Annotated in this window: 13 protein-coding genes; 8 read left to right on the top strand and 5 right to left on the bottom strand. The window is 63.8% G+C overall.

The window, feature by feature from the left end; translation table 11 throughout:
• Positions 1 to 51: 51 nt before the first annotated feature.
• Positions 52 to 483 carry a ferric iron uptake transcriptional regulator gene (fur, locus tag N5B55_RS12905; RefSeq protein ID WP_004632868.1) on the bottom strand — a complete coding sequence of 144 codons (432 nt, stop codon included), beginning with the start codon at positions 481 to 483 and terminating at the stop codon, positions 52 to 54.
• A gap of 152 nt (positions 484 to 635) precedes the next feature.
• Between fur and N5B55_RS12900 the strand changes: the two genes are divergently transcribed.
• From N5B55_RS12900 to N5B55_RS12865, 8 genes are all read left to right on the top strand, one after another.
• Complete coding sequence (locus tag N5B55_RS12900; RefSeq protein WP_009241507.1) at positions 636 to 1,292, top strand: outer membrane protein assembly factor BamE; 657 nt, start codon at positions 636 to 638, stop codon at positions 1,290 to 1,292.
• A gap of 105 nt (positions 1,293 to 1,397) precedes the next feature.
• On the top strand, positions 1,398 to 2,189 hold the full coding sequence (gene dapB, locus N5B55_RS12895; protein ID WP_012762891.1) for a 4-hydroxy-tetrahydrodipicolinate reductase: 792 nt from the start codon (positions 1,398 to 1,400) through the stop codon (positions 2,187 to 2,189).
• Between the two features lie 174 nt (positions 2,190 to 2,363).
• Positions 2,364 to 4,997: a leucine--tRNA ligase gene (leuS, locus tag N5B55_RS12890; RefSeq protein WP_304538377.1), complete on the top strand. Its 2,634-nt coding sequence runs from the start codon at positions 2,364 to 2,366 to the stop codon at positions 4,995 to 4,997.
• A gap of 30 nt (positions 4,998 to 5,027) precedes the next feature.
• Positions 5,028 to 5,552: an LPS-assembly lipoprotein LptE gene (locus N5B55_RS12885; RefSeq protein WP_012762889.1), complete on the top strand. Its 525-nt coding sequence runs from the start codon at positions 5,028 to 5,030 to the stop codon at positions 5,550 to 5,552.
• 25 nt (positions 5,553 to 5,577) lie between these two features.
• On the top strand, positions 5,578 to 6,654 hold the full coding sequence (gene holA / locus N5B55_RS12880; RefSeq protein WP_012762888.1) for a DNA polymerase III subunit delta: 1,077 nt from the start codon (positions 5,578 to 5,580) through the stop codon (positions 6,652 to 6,654).
• Positions 6,655 to 6,727: 73 nt separating this feature from the next.
• Positions 6,728 to 8,008 carry a glutamate-5-semialdehyde dehydrogenase gene (locus tag N5B55_RS12875; RefSeq protein WP_154209051.1) on the top strand — a complete coding sequence of 427 codons (1,281 nt, stop codon included), beginning with the start codon at positions 6,728 to 6,730 and terminating at the stop codon, positions 8,006 to 8,008.
• An 85-nt stretch (positions 8,009 to 8,093) separates the two neighbouring features.
• Positions 8,094 to 8,516 carry a CopD family protein gene (locus N5B55_RS12870; RefSeq protein WP_009277382.1) on the top strand — a complete coding sequence of 141 codons (423 nt, stop codon included), beginning with the start codon at positions 8,094 to 8,096 and terminating at the stop codon, positions 8,514 to 8,516.
• Between the two features lie 17 nt (positions 8,517 to 8,533).
• Positions 8,534 to 9,952 carry a THUMP domain-containing class I SAM-dependent RNA methyltransferase gene (locus N5B55_RS12865; RefSeq protein ID WP_304538376.1) on the top strand — a complete coding sequence of 473 codons (1,419 nt, stop codon included), beginning with the start codon at positions 8,534 to 8,536 and terminating at the stop codon, positions 9,950 to 9,952.
• Between the two features lie 33 nt (positions 9,953 to 9,985).
• Here the strand turns inward: N5B55_RS12865 and N5B55_RS12860 are convergent, their stop codons facing one another.
• The 4 genes from N5B55_RS12860 to phcB form a co-directional block, all read right to left on the bottom strand.
• Positions 9,986 to 11,005, bottom strand: coding sequence for a response regulator (locus N5B55_RS12860; protein WP_304538375.1), 1,020 nt, complete (start codon positions 11,003 to 11,005; stop codon positions 9,986 to 9,988).
• A gap of 82 nt (positions 11,006 to 11,087) precedes the next feature.
• Complete coding sequence (phcR, locus tag N5B55_RS12855) at positions 11,088 to 12,194, bottom strand: two-component system hybrid sensor histidine kinase/response regulator PhcR (RefSeq protein ID WP_304538374.1); 1,107 nt, start codon at positions 12,192 to 12,194, stop codon at positions 11,088 to 11,090.
• A gap of 7 nt (positions 12,195 to 12,201) precedes the next feature.
• On the bottom strand, positions 12,202 to 13,530 hold the full coding sequence (locus N5B55_RS12850; protein ID WP_065859687.1) for a sensor histidine kinase: 1,329 nt from the start codon (positions 13,528 to 13,530) through the stop codon (positions 12,202 to 12,204).
• A gap of 19 nt (positions 13,531 to 13,549) precedes the next feature.
• Entirely contained in the window at positions 13,550 to 14,962 is a 1,413-nt protein-coding gene (gene phcB, locus N5B55_RS12845) for a class I SAM-dependent methyltransferase PhcB (RefSeq protein ID WP_065859686.1), read from the bottom strand.
• Between the last annotated feature and the right edge of the window lie 295 nt (positions 14,963 to 15,257).

Genomic DNA, 15,257 nt, shown 5'->3' with positions numbered 1-15,257 from the left:
AATGAAAAACGGCCGCAGACGATGCGGCCGTTTCCTTTTGGTGACAACGCTTCAGCGCTTTGGCCGATGCGGGCAGGCTTCCTTCGTGCAGTTGCCATAGAGCGAGAGCGCGTGCTCCTGCAACGCAAAGCCGCGCGCACGTGCGATGCTCTGCTGGCGCTGCTCGATCTCGGCATCGAAGAATTCTTCCACGCGGCCGCAATCGAGGCACACCAGGTGATCGTGGTGCTTGCCCTCGTTGAGTTCGTAGATCGCCTTGCCGGATTCGAAGTTGTTGCGTGACAGCAGCCCCGCTTGCTCGAACTGCGTCAGCACGCGATAGACGGTGGCCAGGCCAATGTCCATGTGCTCGGCGAGCAGGATGCGGTACACGTCTTCGGCGCTCATGTGGCGCTCTTCGCTGGTTTGAAAGATCTCGAGGATCTTCAACCGCGGCACCGTGGCTTTCAGACCGATGTTCTTGAGGTCTGCAGGACTCGGCATGCGCCAGGCTCCCTAGAGTACAATGTTCGGATATTCCAATCATAAGGGTTTTGGCGGCAAAAGTCCTATTGACCGGCCTGCACGATGTGTCTGGGTCGTCGCCGATTCCTCCCGTACCGGTTTGTCCGGAACCGTTTGAAGGCCGATCGCTCATGACCTTTTCTTTTGCGCGCAGTCCTGTCCGTTTTGCCCACGTTGCCCGCCGCGGCGGCTTGTTGGTGGGTGCGGTGCTCGCCGCGTCGGCGTTGCTGGCCGGATGCGGCACCTATGACAGCACCACGCGCAAGATCGCCAATGCCATCACGCCGTATCGCATCGATATCGTGCAAGGCAACTTCGTCTCGCGCGAACAGGCTGCGCAACTCAAGGAAGGCATGACGCGTGACCAGGTCCGCTTCGTGCTCGGTACCCCGCTGCTGACGGACATGTTCCACGCCAACCGCTGGGATTACATCTTCTCTTTCAAGCGTGGCAATACGTCAGTTGTGCAGGAGCGCCGGCTGACGGTGTGGTTTGATGGCGACCGCCTCGCCAAGTGGGTGGGCGCCGATGAGCTGCCGTCTGAGTCGGAGCTGATTTCCGAGATCGACGGCATCAAGCGCCCGAAGAAGGATGCCGCGCAGGCCGCTGCTGCTGCGGGCGCCGCGCCGGCAGCGCGTGCACCGTCGATCCCGTCGGCTGAGGTGACTGACCGCGTGCAATCGACCGCCGGCTCCAAAAACAGTGTTGACGTGACGCTGCCGGAGCGCCGTACGGGCGGTGGCGGCACCGACACCAGCGTTCCGCCGCCGGCTACGACGTCGCCCTGAGCGCCCAGGCTTCGGCACACCATCTTCGAGCGAGCGGCGGACGGGTTCCGCCGCTTGTGCGTTTTACAGACCGTTTTCCTTTTGCAGCTTTTCGCTACCACCGACATGAAAATCGCGATTGCAGGCGCCTCGGGCCGCATGGGCCAGATGCTGATCGACACCGTACTGCGCACGCCCGGCGTGACGCTGGGCGCCGCGCTGGACCGCCCGGGCAGCGACGCCGTGGGCCAGGATGCCGGCGTCAAGCTGGGCAAGACCACCGGCGTGATTGTGACCGACGACGTGCGCGCCGGCCTCTCGCAAGCCGATGTACTGATCGACTTCACGCGACCTGATGCAACGCTCAATCACTTGAACGTGGCCCGTGAGTTGGGCACTGCAGTGGTGATTGGCACGACTGGCTTCACGGCCGAGCAGAAGGCCAGCTTCAAGACCTACGGCGAATCGATCGGTGTGGTGTGGGCACCGAACATGAGCGTGGGCGTGAACGCGACGTTCAAGCTGATCGAAGTCGCCGCCAAGATCCTGGCGCAGGGCTACGACGTCGAAATCATCGAGGCGCATCACAAGCACAAGATCGACGCCCCGTCGGGCACCGCGCTCAAGATGGGCGAGATCGTGGCCGAAGCGCAGGGCACCAAGCTGGCCGATCGAGCGGTCTATGCGCGCGAAGGCGAGACCGGCCCGCGCCAGCTTGGCACCATTGGTTTTGCCACCGTGCGTGGTGGCGACATCGTGGGCGATCACACCGTGCTGTTTGCCGGCGACGGCGAGCGCATCGAAATCACGCATCGCTCCAATACGCGCCAGTCGTATGCCGAAGGTGCCGTGCGCGCTGCAGTGTACGTGGCTGGCAAGAAGGGCTTGTACGACATGAACGACGTGCTCGGCCTGTAATCAGGCTGGCGGCAGAAGGCGCTGGCAGGCCTGTCCGGCGCCTTTTTCACTGCTCGCGATCGCCCGGATGGGGCGGGTGGCGACGGTATAATCGGGCCTTTTCCGTTATTCAATCCGGCTGCGCGCGTTGGCGGCGCGGCTGCAATCGCCGGGGCATCCGGGCGACCCATCACCATGCAAGACAAATACTCCCCGTCCGACGTCGAACAGCAAGCGCAGCAACACTGGCAGGCCCTGGATGCCTACCGTGTGACCGAACACGCGCGCGCTGCTGACGGCTCGGACAAGCCCAAGTTCTATGCGTGCTCGATGCTGCCGTATCCGTCGGGCAAGCTGCACATGGGCCACGTGCGCAACTACACCATCAATGACGTGATGACGCGTCAGTTGCGCATGAAGGGATACAACGTGCTGATGCCGATGGGTTGGGACGCCTTCGGCATGCCGGCGGAAAACGCGGCGCTGAACAATGGCGTGGCGCCGGCTGCATGGACGTACGACAACATCGCTTACATGAAGAAGCAGATGCAGTCGATGGGCCTGGCGATCGACTGGTCGCGCGAAGTGGCGACCTGCAGCCCCGACTACTACCGCTGGAACCAGTGGCTGTTCCTGAAGATGCTCGAAAAGGGCATCGCCTACCGTAAGACCGGCACCGTGAACTGGGACCCGGTCGACCAGACCGTGCTCGCCAACGAGCAGGTGATCGACGGGCGCGGCTGGCGTTCGGGTGCGGTGGTGGAAAAGCGCGAGATCCCGATGTACTACCTGGGCATAACGAAGTATGCGCAGGAACTGCTCTCCGACCTTGACGCTCTGGGCTGGCCCGAGCGCGTCAAGCTGATGCAGCAGAACTGGATCGGCAAGAGCGAGGGTGTGCGCTTTGCCTTCCCGCACAACATTCCCGATGCCGACGGCAAGCTGATCAATGACGGCAAGCTGTACGTCTTCACCACGCGTGCCGACACGATCATGGGCGTGACGTTCTGCGCCGTGGCCGCGGAGCATCCGATTGCTACGCACGCCGCGCAGAGCAACCCGGCGCTCGCCGCGTTCATCGAAGAGTGCAAGCACGGCAGCGTCATGGAAGCCGACATGGCGACCATGGAAAAGAAGGGCATGCCGACCGGCCTGAACGTCACGCACCCGCTTACAGGCGAATCCGTGCCGGTGTGGGTCGGCAATTACGTGCTGATGACCTACGGCGACGGCGCCGTGATGGGCGTGCCCGCGCACGACGAGCGCGACTTTGCCTTCGCCAACAAGTACCACCTGCCCATCAAGCAGGTGATCGACGTGAAGGGGCAGCCGTACGACACGACCACCTGGGCCGACTGGTACGGCGACAAGGAACACGGCGTGCTGTTCCACAGCGGCAAGTACGACGGCCTGAACTATCAACAGGCCGTTGATGCCGTGGCAGCTGATCTCGCCGCACTAGGCTTGGGCGAGAAGAAGACGACCTGGCGCCTGCGCGACTGGGGTATCTCGCGGCAACGCTACTGGGGCACGCCGATCCCGCTGATCCATTGCGAGAGCTGCGGTGTCGTGCCGGTTCCCGAGCAGGACCTGCCGGTGCGCCTGCCCGAAGACCTCGTTCCGGATGGCACGGGCAACCCGCTCGCCAAGGACCCGCGCTTCCTGAATTGCACGTGCCCGTCGTGCGGCAAGCCCGCGCGCCGCGAGACCGACACGATGGACACGTTCATCGATTCGTGCTGGTACTACATGCGCTATACGTGCCCGGACGGCGAGACCATGGTCGATGCCCGCAACGATTACTGGATGCCGATGGACCAGTACATCGGCGGCATCGAGCACGCGATCCTGCACCTGCTGTACGCACGCTTCTGGACCAAGGTCATGCGTGACCTGGGCCTGGTCAAATTCGACGAGCCGTTCACCAACCTGCTCACGCAGGGCATGGTGCTCAACGAGACGTACTACCGCGAAGATGCGTCGGGCAAGAAGCAGTGGATCAACCCGGCCGACGTCGACGTGCAGACCGACGAACGCGGCCGCCCGGTGGGCGCCACGCTCAAGGCCGACGGCCAGCCGGTGGTGATCGGTGGCGTGGAAAAGATGTCGAAGTCGAAGAACAACGGCATCGACCCGCAAGCGCTGATCGACCAGTACGGAGCCGACACAGCGCGCCTGTTCACGATGTTCGCCGCGCCGCCCGAGCAACAGCTCGAGTGGAACGACGCCGGCGTGGAGGGCGCTTCGCGCTTCCTGCGCCGTCTGTGGAACTTTGGCGTGGCGCATGGTGACGCCATTCGTGCCGGTCACGGCAATGGCGTTGTGGCGGGTGCAACGGATGCTGATCGCGCGCTGCGCCGCGAGCTGTACACCGTGCTCAAGCAAGCCAACTACGACTACGAGCGTCTGCAGTACAACACCGTTGTCTCGGCGACGATGAAGATGCTCAACGCGCTGGAAGGCGCCAAGGATGCCGGTGCCGATGCGCGCCGCGAAGGTTTGGGGCTGCTGCTGCGCGTGCTGTATCCGGTGGTGCCGCACATCACGCACGTGCTGTGGACGGAACTGGGCTACGCCGGCGTGTATGGCGACTTGCTCGACGCCCCGTGGCCGCAGGTCGACGAAGGCGCCCTGGTGCAGAGCGAGATCGAACTTGTGCTGCAGGTCAACGGCAAGGTGCGCGGCAGCATCGTTGTGCCGGCCGATGCCGACCGCGCTGCCATCGAAGCGATTGCCGCCAAGGATGAAGCGGTTCAGAAATTTGCTGAAGGCAAACCGCCCAAGAAGATCATCGTAGTGCCGGGCCGTCTGGTGAACGTGGTGGCCTGATCGGCCACCCCACTCAAGGAACGCATGGTTATGTCGTTGTCCCGAGGTTTGTCCCGCCGTCGCTTTGGCCGCTCTGTCCTCGCGCTTGCGCTTGCGCTGCCGGCGCTGTCCGCTTGCGGTTTCCACATGCGGGGCAATACCGACTTCGCGTTCAAGCGGCTGTACATCAATTTGCCGCAGAACTCGCAGATGCGCGCGCAGTTGCGTCGGTTGATCGACAACGGCTCCGACACCGTCATCGTGTCGGACAAGAAAGACGCTGATGCGCTGCTCGACGTGCTGGCTGAAGACCGCGTGAAGACCATCTCGTCGCTCACGCCGCAGGGCGTGGTGCGCGAGTACCGCATCACGTATCGCTTCCGCTTCCAGCTGCGCGATGCGCACGACAACCTGCTGATCCCGCCGTCGGAAATCACGCAGTTCCGCGATCTCTCTTACAACGAGACGCAGGTGCTCGCCAAGGACTACGAAGAAGCGGCGCTCTATCGGGACATGCAGGGCGATACGATCAACCAGCTCGTGCGCCGTCTGGGCGCCGTGAAGCTGCCGTCGTAAGCGGCGGATCAGGTCAAGATTTGCCATGCAATTGCGGCTCGATGCGCTCGAAGGTCATCTGAAGCAAGCCACGGCCAAGGGGCTCGCGCCGCTGTACGTGGTGCATGGCGACGAGCACTTGCTCGCACTTGAGGCAGTGGATGCCTTGCGCCAAGCTGCGCGCGCGCAGGGATTTACCGAGCGCGAGGTGATGAGCGTCGAGCGCGGTTTCTCGTGGTCGCGCGTGACCGAGGCGCAGCAGTCGATGTCGCTGTTCGGAGATCGCAAGATCGTCGAGCTGCGCATTCCGTCGGGCAAGCCCGGCAAGGATGGCGGCGAGGCACTGCGCGCATTGGCTGCGGGCACGCCGTCCGGGCCGGCCGCCGATACCGTCACGCTGATCACGCTGCCGCGTCTGGATTTTGCGACCGCCAAGTCGGCGTGGTTTGCGGCGCTGGAGGGCGCCGGCGTGTCGATCAAGGTCGATTCGGTGGATCGCACCAAGCTGCCTGGTTGGATCGGCGAGCGCCTGGCGCGCCAGCAGCAGCGTGTGGAGCCTGGTGAGCCCGGCCGGCGTGCCCTCCAGTTCATTGCCGACCGTGTGGAGGGCAATCTGCTGGCCGCGCATCAGGAAATCCAGAAGCTCGGTCTGCTGCATCCGCCCGGTGTGCTGACGTTCGACGATGTGCACGATGCGGTGCTCAACGTGGCGCGCTACGACGTGTTCAAGCTGTCCGAAGCCATGTTGGCGGGGGATGTGCCGCGTCTGGTGCGCATGCTCGAAGGCCTGCGCGGCGAGGGCGAGGCCACCGTCCTGGTGCTCTGGACGTTGACGGAAGAAATTCGCGTATTATCAAAAATCGCCTCGGGCGCGGCCCAGGGCAAGCCAGTGGCGTCCATGCTGCGGGAACTTCGGGTGTGGGGCCCACGCGAGCGGCTGGTGCCGCAGGCTGCGCAGCGGTTGTCACAGCGCGAGCTGGAGGGAGCGCTCTCGATGGCTGCCAAGCTCGATCGGCAGGTCAAGGGATTGCGCGAACCATCGCTGCCCGCCGAGCCGTGGGATGGCCTGCTGCAACTGGCGATGCGCATCGCGCGGCCGGGCAGCCTTCCGGTGCCGGCTTGATCCGTCCCATCGGCGCAAGCCTCCGAATTGTCCTCACATTGAATTTGCCGGCAGCTCGCCGGTCGCGATCATCATGAAGCAGCTCGACGTGAACGAATACATGGCCCTGGTCGGCCGTCAGGCGCGCACCGCCTCGCGCGGCATGGCCCGCGCCGGCACCGCGCAAAAGAACCGCGCGCTGTTGCATATTGCGGCCGCTGTCCGTCGCGATGCCGCCAAGCTCAAAGAGATCAACGCGCGCGACGTCGAGCGTGCCCGCGCCAACGGCCAGGATGCTGCCTTTATCGACCGCCTCACGCTGACCGACCGCGCCATCGATACCATGGCTGCGGGCCTGGAGCAGATCGCTGCGCTGCCCGACCCGATCGGCGAGATCAGCAACATGAAGTTCCGCCCCACCGGCATCCAGGTCGGCCAGATGCGCGTGCCGCTTGGCGTGATCGGCATCATCTATGAGTCGCGGCCAAACGTGACGGTGGATGCCGCGGCGCTGTGCATCAAGTCGGGCAACGCGACCATTCTGCGCGGCGGTTCCGAAGCGATCGAATCGAACGGCGCGCTGGCGGCGCTCATCGAGGAAGGCCTGGCCGAGGCTGGCCTCCCCGCCAACGCCGTGCAGGTTGTGGCCACTACGGACCGCGCGGCCGTCGGCAAGCTGATCACCATGACGGAATATGTCGACGTGATCGTGCCACGCGGCGGCAAGAGCTTGATCGCGCGCCTGATCGAAGAAGCACGGGTGCCGATGATCAAGCACCTGGACGGCATCTGCCACGTCTATATCGACGCCGACGCGGACATCGAGAAGGCCGTGCGCGTGTGCGACAACGCCAAGACGCAGCGCTATGCGCCGTGCAACACGATGGAAACGCTGCTGGTGTCGCGCGATGTGGCCGCACGCGCGCTGCCGCCGCTGGCACGGATCTACCAGGACAAGGGCGTCGAACTCCGGGTGTGCCCGGCCACGCGCGCCACGCTGGAAGCGGCTGGTTTCGGCAATCTGAAGGATGCCGTTGAGGCCGACTGGCACACCGAATACCTCGCCCCGATCCTGTCGATACGCACCGTTGATGGCCTGGATGCCGCCATCGAGCACATCAATACCTACGGTTCCGCGCACACCGATTCGATCATCACGGAGAACTATTCGACCGGCATGCGCTTCCTGCGCGAGGTCGATTCGGCCAGCGTGATGATCAACGCGTCCACGCGATTTGCGGACGGCTTTGAGTACGGCCTGGGCGCCGAGATCGGGATCTCGAACGACAAGCTCCACGCGCGCGGCCCGGTCGGCCTGGAGGGGCTGACCTCGCTGAAGTACGTCGTGTTCGGGCACGGCGAGATTCGCACCTGATATTGACTGCTGCACGTTAAGCGCCGCCATGAGCGGCGCGACGTTTTTACCGATCGCGGTTCACGCCTTTTACGGGACGCTTCGCATGCTCTGGGTCAAAGCCTTTCACATCGTCTTCATTGCGTCGTGGTTTGCCGGGCTGTTCTATCTGCCGCGCATCTTCGTCAACCTGGCAATGGAAACCGAGCGCGCGGCCATCACGCGCCTGCTGATCATGGCGCGCAAGCTGTTCCGCTTTACGACCATCCTGGCAATTGTCGCGATCCTGCTGGGGCTGTGGCTGTTCCTGGGTTATCGCATTGGACTGTATCCGCCCAACGGCTGGATGCACGCAAAGCTCGCGCTGGTGCTCGTGACGATCGGATACCACCATGGCTGCGGCGTGCTGCTGCGCAAGTTCGAGGCGGGCGCCAACAAGCGCTCCCACAAGTTCTACCGCTGGTTCAATGAACTGCCGGTGCTGTTGTTGCTGGCGATTACGATCCTGGTGGTCGTGAAGCCATTCTGATTTTTTCTGATTTTCCGATGGCAACTGCTTACTTCGCGCCATGCCCCCGTGGGCTGGAACAGGCGCTGGCCGATGAACTGGCCGAAATCGCCATCCGCCCCGAGGTCGATGAGCTGGCCACGTTCGAGGTGGGCCGCACCGTACCGGGCGGCGTGCACTTCTTCGGCATGCAGGGCGCGGCATATGCTGTCAACCTGCACAGCCGCATTGCCAGCCGCGTGCTGATGCGCCTGGGGTCGCGCGGGTATCGCTCCGAGGACGATATCTACGCGCTGGCCGCAGCGCAGCGCTGGGAAGACTATTTCACGCCCGACGAGATGATCCGCGTGGACGTGACCGCGCACAAATCGCCGTTGCAGAGCCTGAAGTTTGTCGGCCTGCGCGTGAAGGACGGGGTGTGTGACCGCTTCCGCCAGCGCATGGGCGCGCGCCCCAGCGTGGATACCGTCTCGCCGGACGTGCGCATCTACGCATACCTGACCGAGACCGATTGCACGCTCTATCTCGATACCACCGGCGAGCCGCTCTTCAAGCGCGGCTGGCGCCAGGAAAAGGGCGAGGCGCCGCTGAAGGAGAACCTCGCCGCCGGCATCCTGCGCCTGACGGGCTGGACGGGTGCCCACGGCATGCCGTTCTACGATCCGATGTGCGGCAGCGGCACGTTCCTCGTCGAAGCTGCACAACGTGCACTGGGCATTGCACCGGGCGGGCAACGCGCCTTCGCCTGCGAGTGGTTGCAGGACCACGATGCCAAATGCTTCAAGCGTCTGCGCGAAGCCGCTGCGGATGCGGCCGCCGCGTCCATGCGCCGTACGCCGCCATTGGTGGCCGGCGCGGACATTTCCACCGATATGCTGGCCTATGCCGCCGCGAATTGGCAGCGCGCCGGTCTGCCCGGCGAGCCGGTGCTCAAGCAGGTCGATGCACGCTTCGGCAAGCCGCCGTTTGAGGTAGCCGGCGTGTTGTTGATGAACCCGCCGTACGGTGAGCGTATCGCCGTGCGCGGTGCACACGGTTCACGCCGCCGCCGGTCGGAAGGCGAGGGCGAGGAGGATGGCACCGTGTTCGAGCGTGCCAGCCGCGCCATGGGTGCCCCGCGCGACGATGGCCGCCGTCCGGTGCGCGAACTGCGCCAGCCCGAGCCACCGCCCCCGGTCGACCCGGAGGAAGAGGCCGCCGCCAACGAATTTGCGCAGGCCTTTGCCGGCACGCTCAAGCGTGAATTCGCCGGCTGGAAGGCATTCGTCTTCACTGGCGATCTCTCGATGCCGCGTCGGATGCGGCTCAAGGAATCGCAGCGTACGCCGCTGTACAACGGCAACATCGAGTGCCGCCTGTTCCGCTTCGACATGGTGAAGGGCGGCATGCGAGATCGACCGGAGCGGCCCGAGCGGCCTGCAAATGGCGATGCCTCAAACGACAACGCCGACGCGTAAGCATCGGCGTTGCGTGCCATCAGCGGGCCCGGTTCAGGCGGCCTGCTGACCTTGGAAATGCTCCATCCACGCCGCGAGTTGATCCGGCGTGAGCTGCGTCTGGTTGTCGAGCAGGCCCAGCCTGACCGTCTCGCCGTTGCGCTCGGCGGTCAGTGACCAACCCTTGCCATCGAGCCACAGCAGGAACGCCAGCCACTTGGCATGCGCCTCCGACACCTTGTGCGTGGACGCGGCTTCCAGGAATTCCGTCAGGGTGGTGAGATCGACCACCGCCGCAGCATCGCTGCCGGAGGGTGTGACCTTGCCGTCCAGCACCTCGGCCAACACCTCCAACGCCTGGGTCGCCGGCTTGCTGTCAAAGCGCGACGACAGGTCGAGATAGGCCTGCCGCACCGCGTTGCTGAATTCCCCGGTGCGCAGGCTTTCTTCGCCGACCAATTCGGTGTAGTCCTTCATCGCCCAGTCGGGCTGTGCCAGCGATTGCAGGCCCACCGCTGCGGCAGCACGCAGGTAATCGTTGACGGCGCTGAACGATGACAGCCCCGATACCGCTAGGTACAGCGTCTGCAGCGCCCCGATGCGATGCGTCAGCGTCTGGCTTTGGCGCACGGTCATCTTCTCGCGTAGCAGTGCGTCGCGCTCGCGACGCAGATCGGAGAACTCCAATGCCTGCTTCAACTCCACGCGCAGCGCGGTGATGTCCCACGGCTTCTTGATGTAGCGGTGAATCTGCCCCTGGTTGACAGCCTCCACCGTGTCTTCGATCTCGGAGTAAGCCGTCGTCAGAATGCGCACGAGGTGCGGATAGCGTTCGCGTGCATAGCGCAGCAGTTCGTTGCCGAGTTCACCGGGCATGCGCTGGTCCGACACGAGCACACCGAGTGTGGCGGCGTGCTGGTCGAGCATGCGCTTGCCTTCTTCGACCGAGGTGGCGGTGACGACCGGCGCCAGTGACCCGATGGCACGGCCGAAGTAAGTCAGCGCCAATGTCTCATCGTCCACATACAGGATCTTGGGCGGGTTAGTGGGCATGTGGCCCCCGGGATTGGTCATCCGTCACTCCTCATAGCAAATGCAGCCGATACGGCAAACGCGCGGAACACGTGCGGCTTGGTTCGTAAGTCTTGTGGTTTTGTCATGGGAACGTCAGAGTCACGCGCGTGCCTGCGCTGGGTGCAGAGTCAATCGCAATCGCTCCCCCGAACGATTGCATGATCCGCGTACAAAAAATCATGCCCATGCCGCTGCCGCCTTCTTCGGCGCGCGTCGTCACGGGGTCGATGGTCAGCCGTGCGAGAACGTCCGGCGCGATGCCGGGGCCGTTGTCCTCGATGCGGATCATGTGCTGCGTGTTGCCGGGATCCGGCCCACGGCCGGCGACGATTTCAAGCTTCGGCGCATTTGTCTGCCGCAGCGCCTGCAGGGCATTGCTCGTGAGCGACGAGAGCACCAGCATCACGCAGTTCGGCAGTGTCTGGATCGGGAAGTCGTCTTCCACGCGGTACGACACCCATTCGCGTTGCGCATTCGTGAACGGGTACGTATCGAACAACGCGCGGATCAGCCCGCCCGCGCTGTTGGGTGTGACGGCTGTGCCCGGCTTGCCGTAAGTGTTGCGCACGGAGTTCAGGAACGTGGCGATCACCGAGAGGCAGTAGCGAGCGTTGTCCTGCACGCGGTCGGCAGCGCGGCCGATTTCGGGAAGCGCACCCGGCGTCGGCTCCGTCTGGTCTACGCGCATGCGGATGCCGCGGGCAAAGTTCGAGATGGCCGCCAGCGGCGTATTCAACTCGTGCGCAAGAAAGGCCAGCGTTTCGTCGATTGCCATGAGGCGCTGGGTACGCAAGAGGCGATCCTGGCGCAGGGCCAGCGCCTCCTGCAGCGAGCGCCGGACGTCTTCGGGCTGATAGGGTTTCTCCAGGATCTTGAACACGCGCCCAGTGTTGACAGCCTGGATCAGCAGGTCCTTATCGGCATATGCGGTGACCAGAATGGTGGCGATATCGCCGTATTCCGCATCGATGAAGCGCAGCAGTTCGGTGCCGTCGGCGCCGGGCATGCGGAAGTCCGTCAACACCACACTGATGCGTTCGTGCGAATCGCGCAGCACGGTCTTGGCCTCTTCGACGCTGTTGGCCGTCAGCACCTCGTAACCGACGCCGATCGTGCGGGCAAACCATTTGCAGGCTTGCACTTCGTCGTCGACGTAGAGAATGGTGACGGTGTCCGGCGTGGTGTCCATGATGCGTCTACTCCGAGCGCGGCAGATCGAATGTGAAGCGCGCCCATTCGCCTTCCTTGCTCGTCACCGCCAGGGTGCCGCCGTGCCGCTGGATCACGCTGTAGCTGATCGACAGGCCGAGGCCCAGCCCCTTGCCGACGTCGCGCGTGGTGAAAAACGGCTCGAACACGCGCGACAGGTTCTTCTCGGAGATGCCGGGGCCGTTGTCGGTTACCACGACGTGCAGGCGATCGTCGATCCACTCACCAGCAATTTCGATGCGTGGGTTCTCGCGCTGCACCTTTTGCAGCGCAAGCGCGGCGTTCGACAGCAGGTTGATTAGCACGCCGATGATGGCCGCCTCGTCGCCGCGCACGAGCGTATCGGCCGGCAGCTTGCGTTCGAGCGCCACGCCGCGCAACTCGTGGCTCGTCAGGCGGATGGCCGAGTCGATGGCCTTCTCGGCCAGGAACGGCGCATTGGCTTCGCCTTTCTCGGGACTGCGGTAGGCGAAAGTCTTGAGGTCCGACACGATGTGCTGAACACGCTGCATGCCTTCCTTGGCATCGGTCAGACATTCGAGCAGCATCGGGCTGCTCTTTGCGGTCGGGTCTTCCTGCGCCACGGCAATCGCCATCAGGCAGAAATTGACGGGGTTGTTGATCTCATGCAGCAGGCCTGCAGACAGCGTGCCGATGGCGGCCATCTTTTCCTGCTGCAGGAGCTGGCCCTTGATATCGGTGAGGTTCTGATTGGTCTGCGCCAGCTGCTCGTTCTTCTGCGCCACTTCTTCCTTGAGCCGGAAGAGCTGGAAGCGTCCGCGCTCATTGAAGTATGTATATAGCGTGCTCGTTGCGATCGAGAACAGGATGAACAGCGAATGCACGATGAAGATTTCGCGCGACTGGATGCCGCCGGGATGCAGCGTGCAGGCGATCACCCAGAAGATGTACGTGCAGGTGCCGAACAGCACGGCCTGCAGAAAGCCGATCGGCATGACCATGCCCACCGCGTAGATCGCCAGGTTCAGCCCCGAGTAATAAGGAGAACTGGCGCCCTCGGTGTCGTAGATCATCCACGAGATCATGATCTGGGGGCAGATCAGCCAGAAGAACGTCAGGCTCTGCACATGCTCTTCGCCCCAGCGCGTGTAGAGCACAAGCAGCGCGGCGAACATGATGAGCGACGTGATGACCCGCAGCGAAGCGAACAGCCAGAGCTTGTCGACATACATGCCGTAGTCCAGCCCGACGCCTGCCAGCACCAGCACGATACCGGTGACGGCGGCCATGCGGCTGAAGACGAGCCGGAACTGCTTGAGCTCGGCTTGGTATCCGCGATGTGTAATGGGCTCCATGGTGTTCCTGGGCGGCGGATTATGCGGCGGATTTGGCAAGCCCGGCCACGCTGGCCTGGGCGAATACGTTGACGCCGGTCACGTCGGTATAGACACGCACGTCGTGCGAGCCTTCGGGCAGCAGCTCGGCCATCAGCGGTTCATCGCGATAGACGAGGTACCACTCCAGCACGTGCTCCATCACGAACCGCATCGGGTTGTTGCTGTGCACGTTGGTCGCAAGAATGGCGCCGCCCTGGCGGGTGCGCGAAGCAAAGTAGGCGAGCAGGCGCTGGCAGACCTTGTTCGACAGATAGTCAAACAGGCCGGCGCAATACACCGCATCGCAATCGCCGGCTTGCGGGCTGTCCGCCGTGATACGCCGCTTGAGCAGCTGGTGCACCGATTCATGCACGAAATCGACGTTGACAGTCTTGCGCGCGCGGTCCATCGCGCGGCGCATCTGCTCGCGGGTGTAGTCGAGCGTCTCCTCGCTGAAGTCCACCAGCTCGAACGCCAGCAACGACGGCTCGGGATGCTGCTGAATGAAGCGCTGAATCTCCACCGCCGGCCCGCAGCCCACGTTCAGCACCTTGAACGTTCGGCCGGCCGCCTTGGCTTGCGCGGCCAGGTCGCTCAGATACTGCACAAGAATGTCGATGCGATTGCGGTGCGCCTCAGCCACGTCGGTGCGCAGAAAAGCGGCGTTGACGATCTGGAAGTAGGTGTTCGGACCTTCACGCGGGTCGGAGAGGATCTGGTTGACCATTTCATAATCGCCCGCATAACCAAGAGGCTTTGTGTACGTGCGATAGATGAACGGCGCGCGCAACAGCAGCGGATGCAGCGCCGCTTGCGCGAACGTGCGGTGTGCAGGAGCGAGCTCGGCCTCGACCTTGCCCGCTTCCGACTCTAGCCCGTCCATGTAGCCCTTGAGCTTGAGCATGATCGGCTCGGCCAGCTCCTGGAAGACATCCATGCGCAGCTTGTTGTCTTCGCGCGGCAAGGTCTTCGACAGATCCACCTGTTCCACCCAGCGAGACACCTCGGCCAGGAACGCGCGCATCTCGTTGACGACGATCTGATAGTCACGATGGATGCGGAAGCGCTCCTGCCATTCCTGCACGAACGTTCGCGCTTCTTCGCCCACCGAGGCGGGCGTGTCGGCCACTTCCGACAGCTCGCGCCATTCGTCGATCAGCGTGAGCGAGACGACGGCGGTCAGGCCCGTGTTCACCAGGCTGATCACGACCGCCTTGCCGAGATAGGCTTGCCGCGTCCCCATCTTGATCGCGAGTTCGGACAGCACCTCGCTCACCTGCACGATCGAGTAGGGGTTGTAGATCTCCATCACCAGGGCACGCCGCTGCAGCGTGATGATGGTGCCGCGGACCTGCTGACCCTGTGAGTTGCGGAAGCTGACCGCGGGATCGATTTGGTTGGGTGAGTACACGGTGCGAATTTGCCGGAGACTTCAGGGAAAACGTCTGCCAAGCGGGACGCTCACTCCAACAACCGCGCACCCGGGGTCGCACCGCGAATCCGGGCACCGCGCACACGACGCGCCCCGCCGACACTGCCGGGCATGCCGCCGCATCAGTCGTGAAAGCGTGCTTGAAGCCGTCCGCTGGCTGTGCGCAATATGCGCCAGCCCGGGCGTCTCTCGCCCAAACCCGCTCCGAGAAGATCGGGGAAGACGATCGACTGCAGCCGGTGCCTTCGGTACTACGACGGCGGCACCTTTACTG

It is taken from the genome of Ralstonia pickettii (genome assembly GCF_030582395.1).
Classification (GTDB): Bacteria; Pseudomonadota; Gammaproteobacteria; order Burkholderiales; family Burkholderiaceae; genus Ralstonia; species Ralstonia pickettii_D.
This window is presented reverse-complemented; position numbering and strand designations above follow the sequence as displayed.

What these genes read in the sequence shown, in the direction of transcription:
- N5B55_RS12850 (WP_065859687.1), bottom strand. Translation starts at nt 13,530, where the DNA reads ATGGAGCCCATTACACATCGCGGATACCAAGCCGAGCTCAAGCAGTTC.
- N5B55_RS12900 (WP_009241507.1), top strand. Translation starts at nt 636, where the DNA reads ATGACCTTTTCTTTTGCGCGCAGTCCTGTCCGTTTTGCCCACGTTGCC.
- N5B55_RS12870 (WP_009277382.1), top strand. Translation starts at nt 8,094, where the DNA reads ATGCTCTGGGTCAAAGCCTTTCACATCGTCTTCATTGCGTCGTGGTTT.
- fur (WP_004632868.1), bottom strand. Translation starts at nt 483, where the DNA reads ATGCCGAGTCCTGCAGACCTCAAGAACATCGGTCTGAAAGCCACGGTG.
- phcR (WP_304538374.1), bottom strand. Translation starts at nt 12,194, where the DNA reads ATGGACACCACGCCGGACACCGTCACCATTCTCTACGTCGACGACGAA.
- dapB (WP_012762891.1), top strand. Translation starts at nt 1,398, where the DNA reads ATGAAAATCGCGATTGCAGGCGCCTCGGGCCGCATGGGCCAGATGCTG.
- holA (WP_012762888.1), top strand. Translation starts at nt 5,578, where the DNA reads ATGCAATTGCGGCTCGATGCGCTCGAAGGTCATCTGAAGCAAGCCACG.
- N5B55_RS12885 (WP_012762889.1), top strand. Translation starts at nt 5,028, where the DNA reads ATGTCGTTGTCCCGAGGTTTGTCCCGCCGTCGCTTTGGCCGCTCTGTC.
- N5B55_RS12860 (WP_304538375.1), bottom strand. Translation starts at nt 11,005, where the DNA reads ATGACCAATCCCGGGGGCCACATGCCCACTAACCCGCCCAAGATCCTG.
- N5B55_RS12865 (WP_304538376.1), top strand. Translation starts at nt 8,534, where the DNA reads ATGGCAACTGCTTACTTCGCGCCATGCCCCCGTGGGCTGGAACAGGCG.
- leuS (WP_304538377.1), top strand. Translation starts at nt 2,364, where the DNA reads ATGCAAGACAAATACTCCCCGTCCGACGTCGAACAGCAAGCGCAGCAA.
- N5B55_RS12875 (WP_154209051.1), top strand. Translation starts at nt 6,728, where the DNA reads ATGAAGCAGCTCGACGTGAACGAATACATGGCCCTGGTCGGCCGTCAG.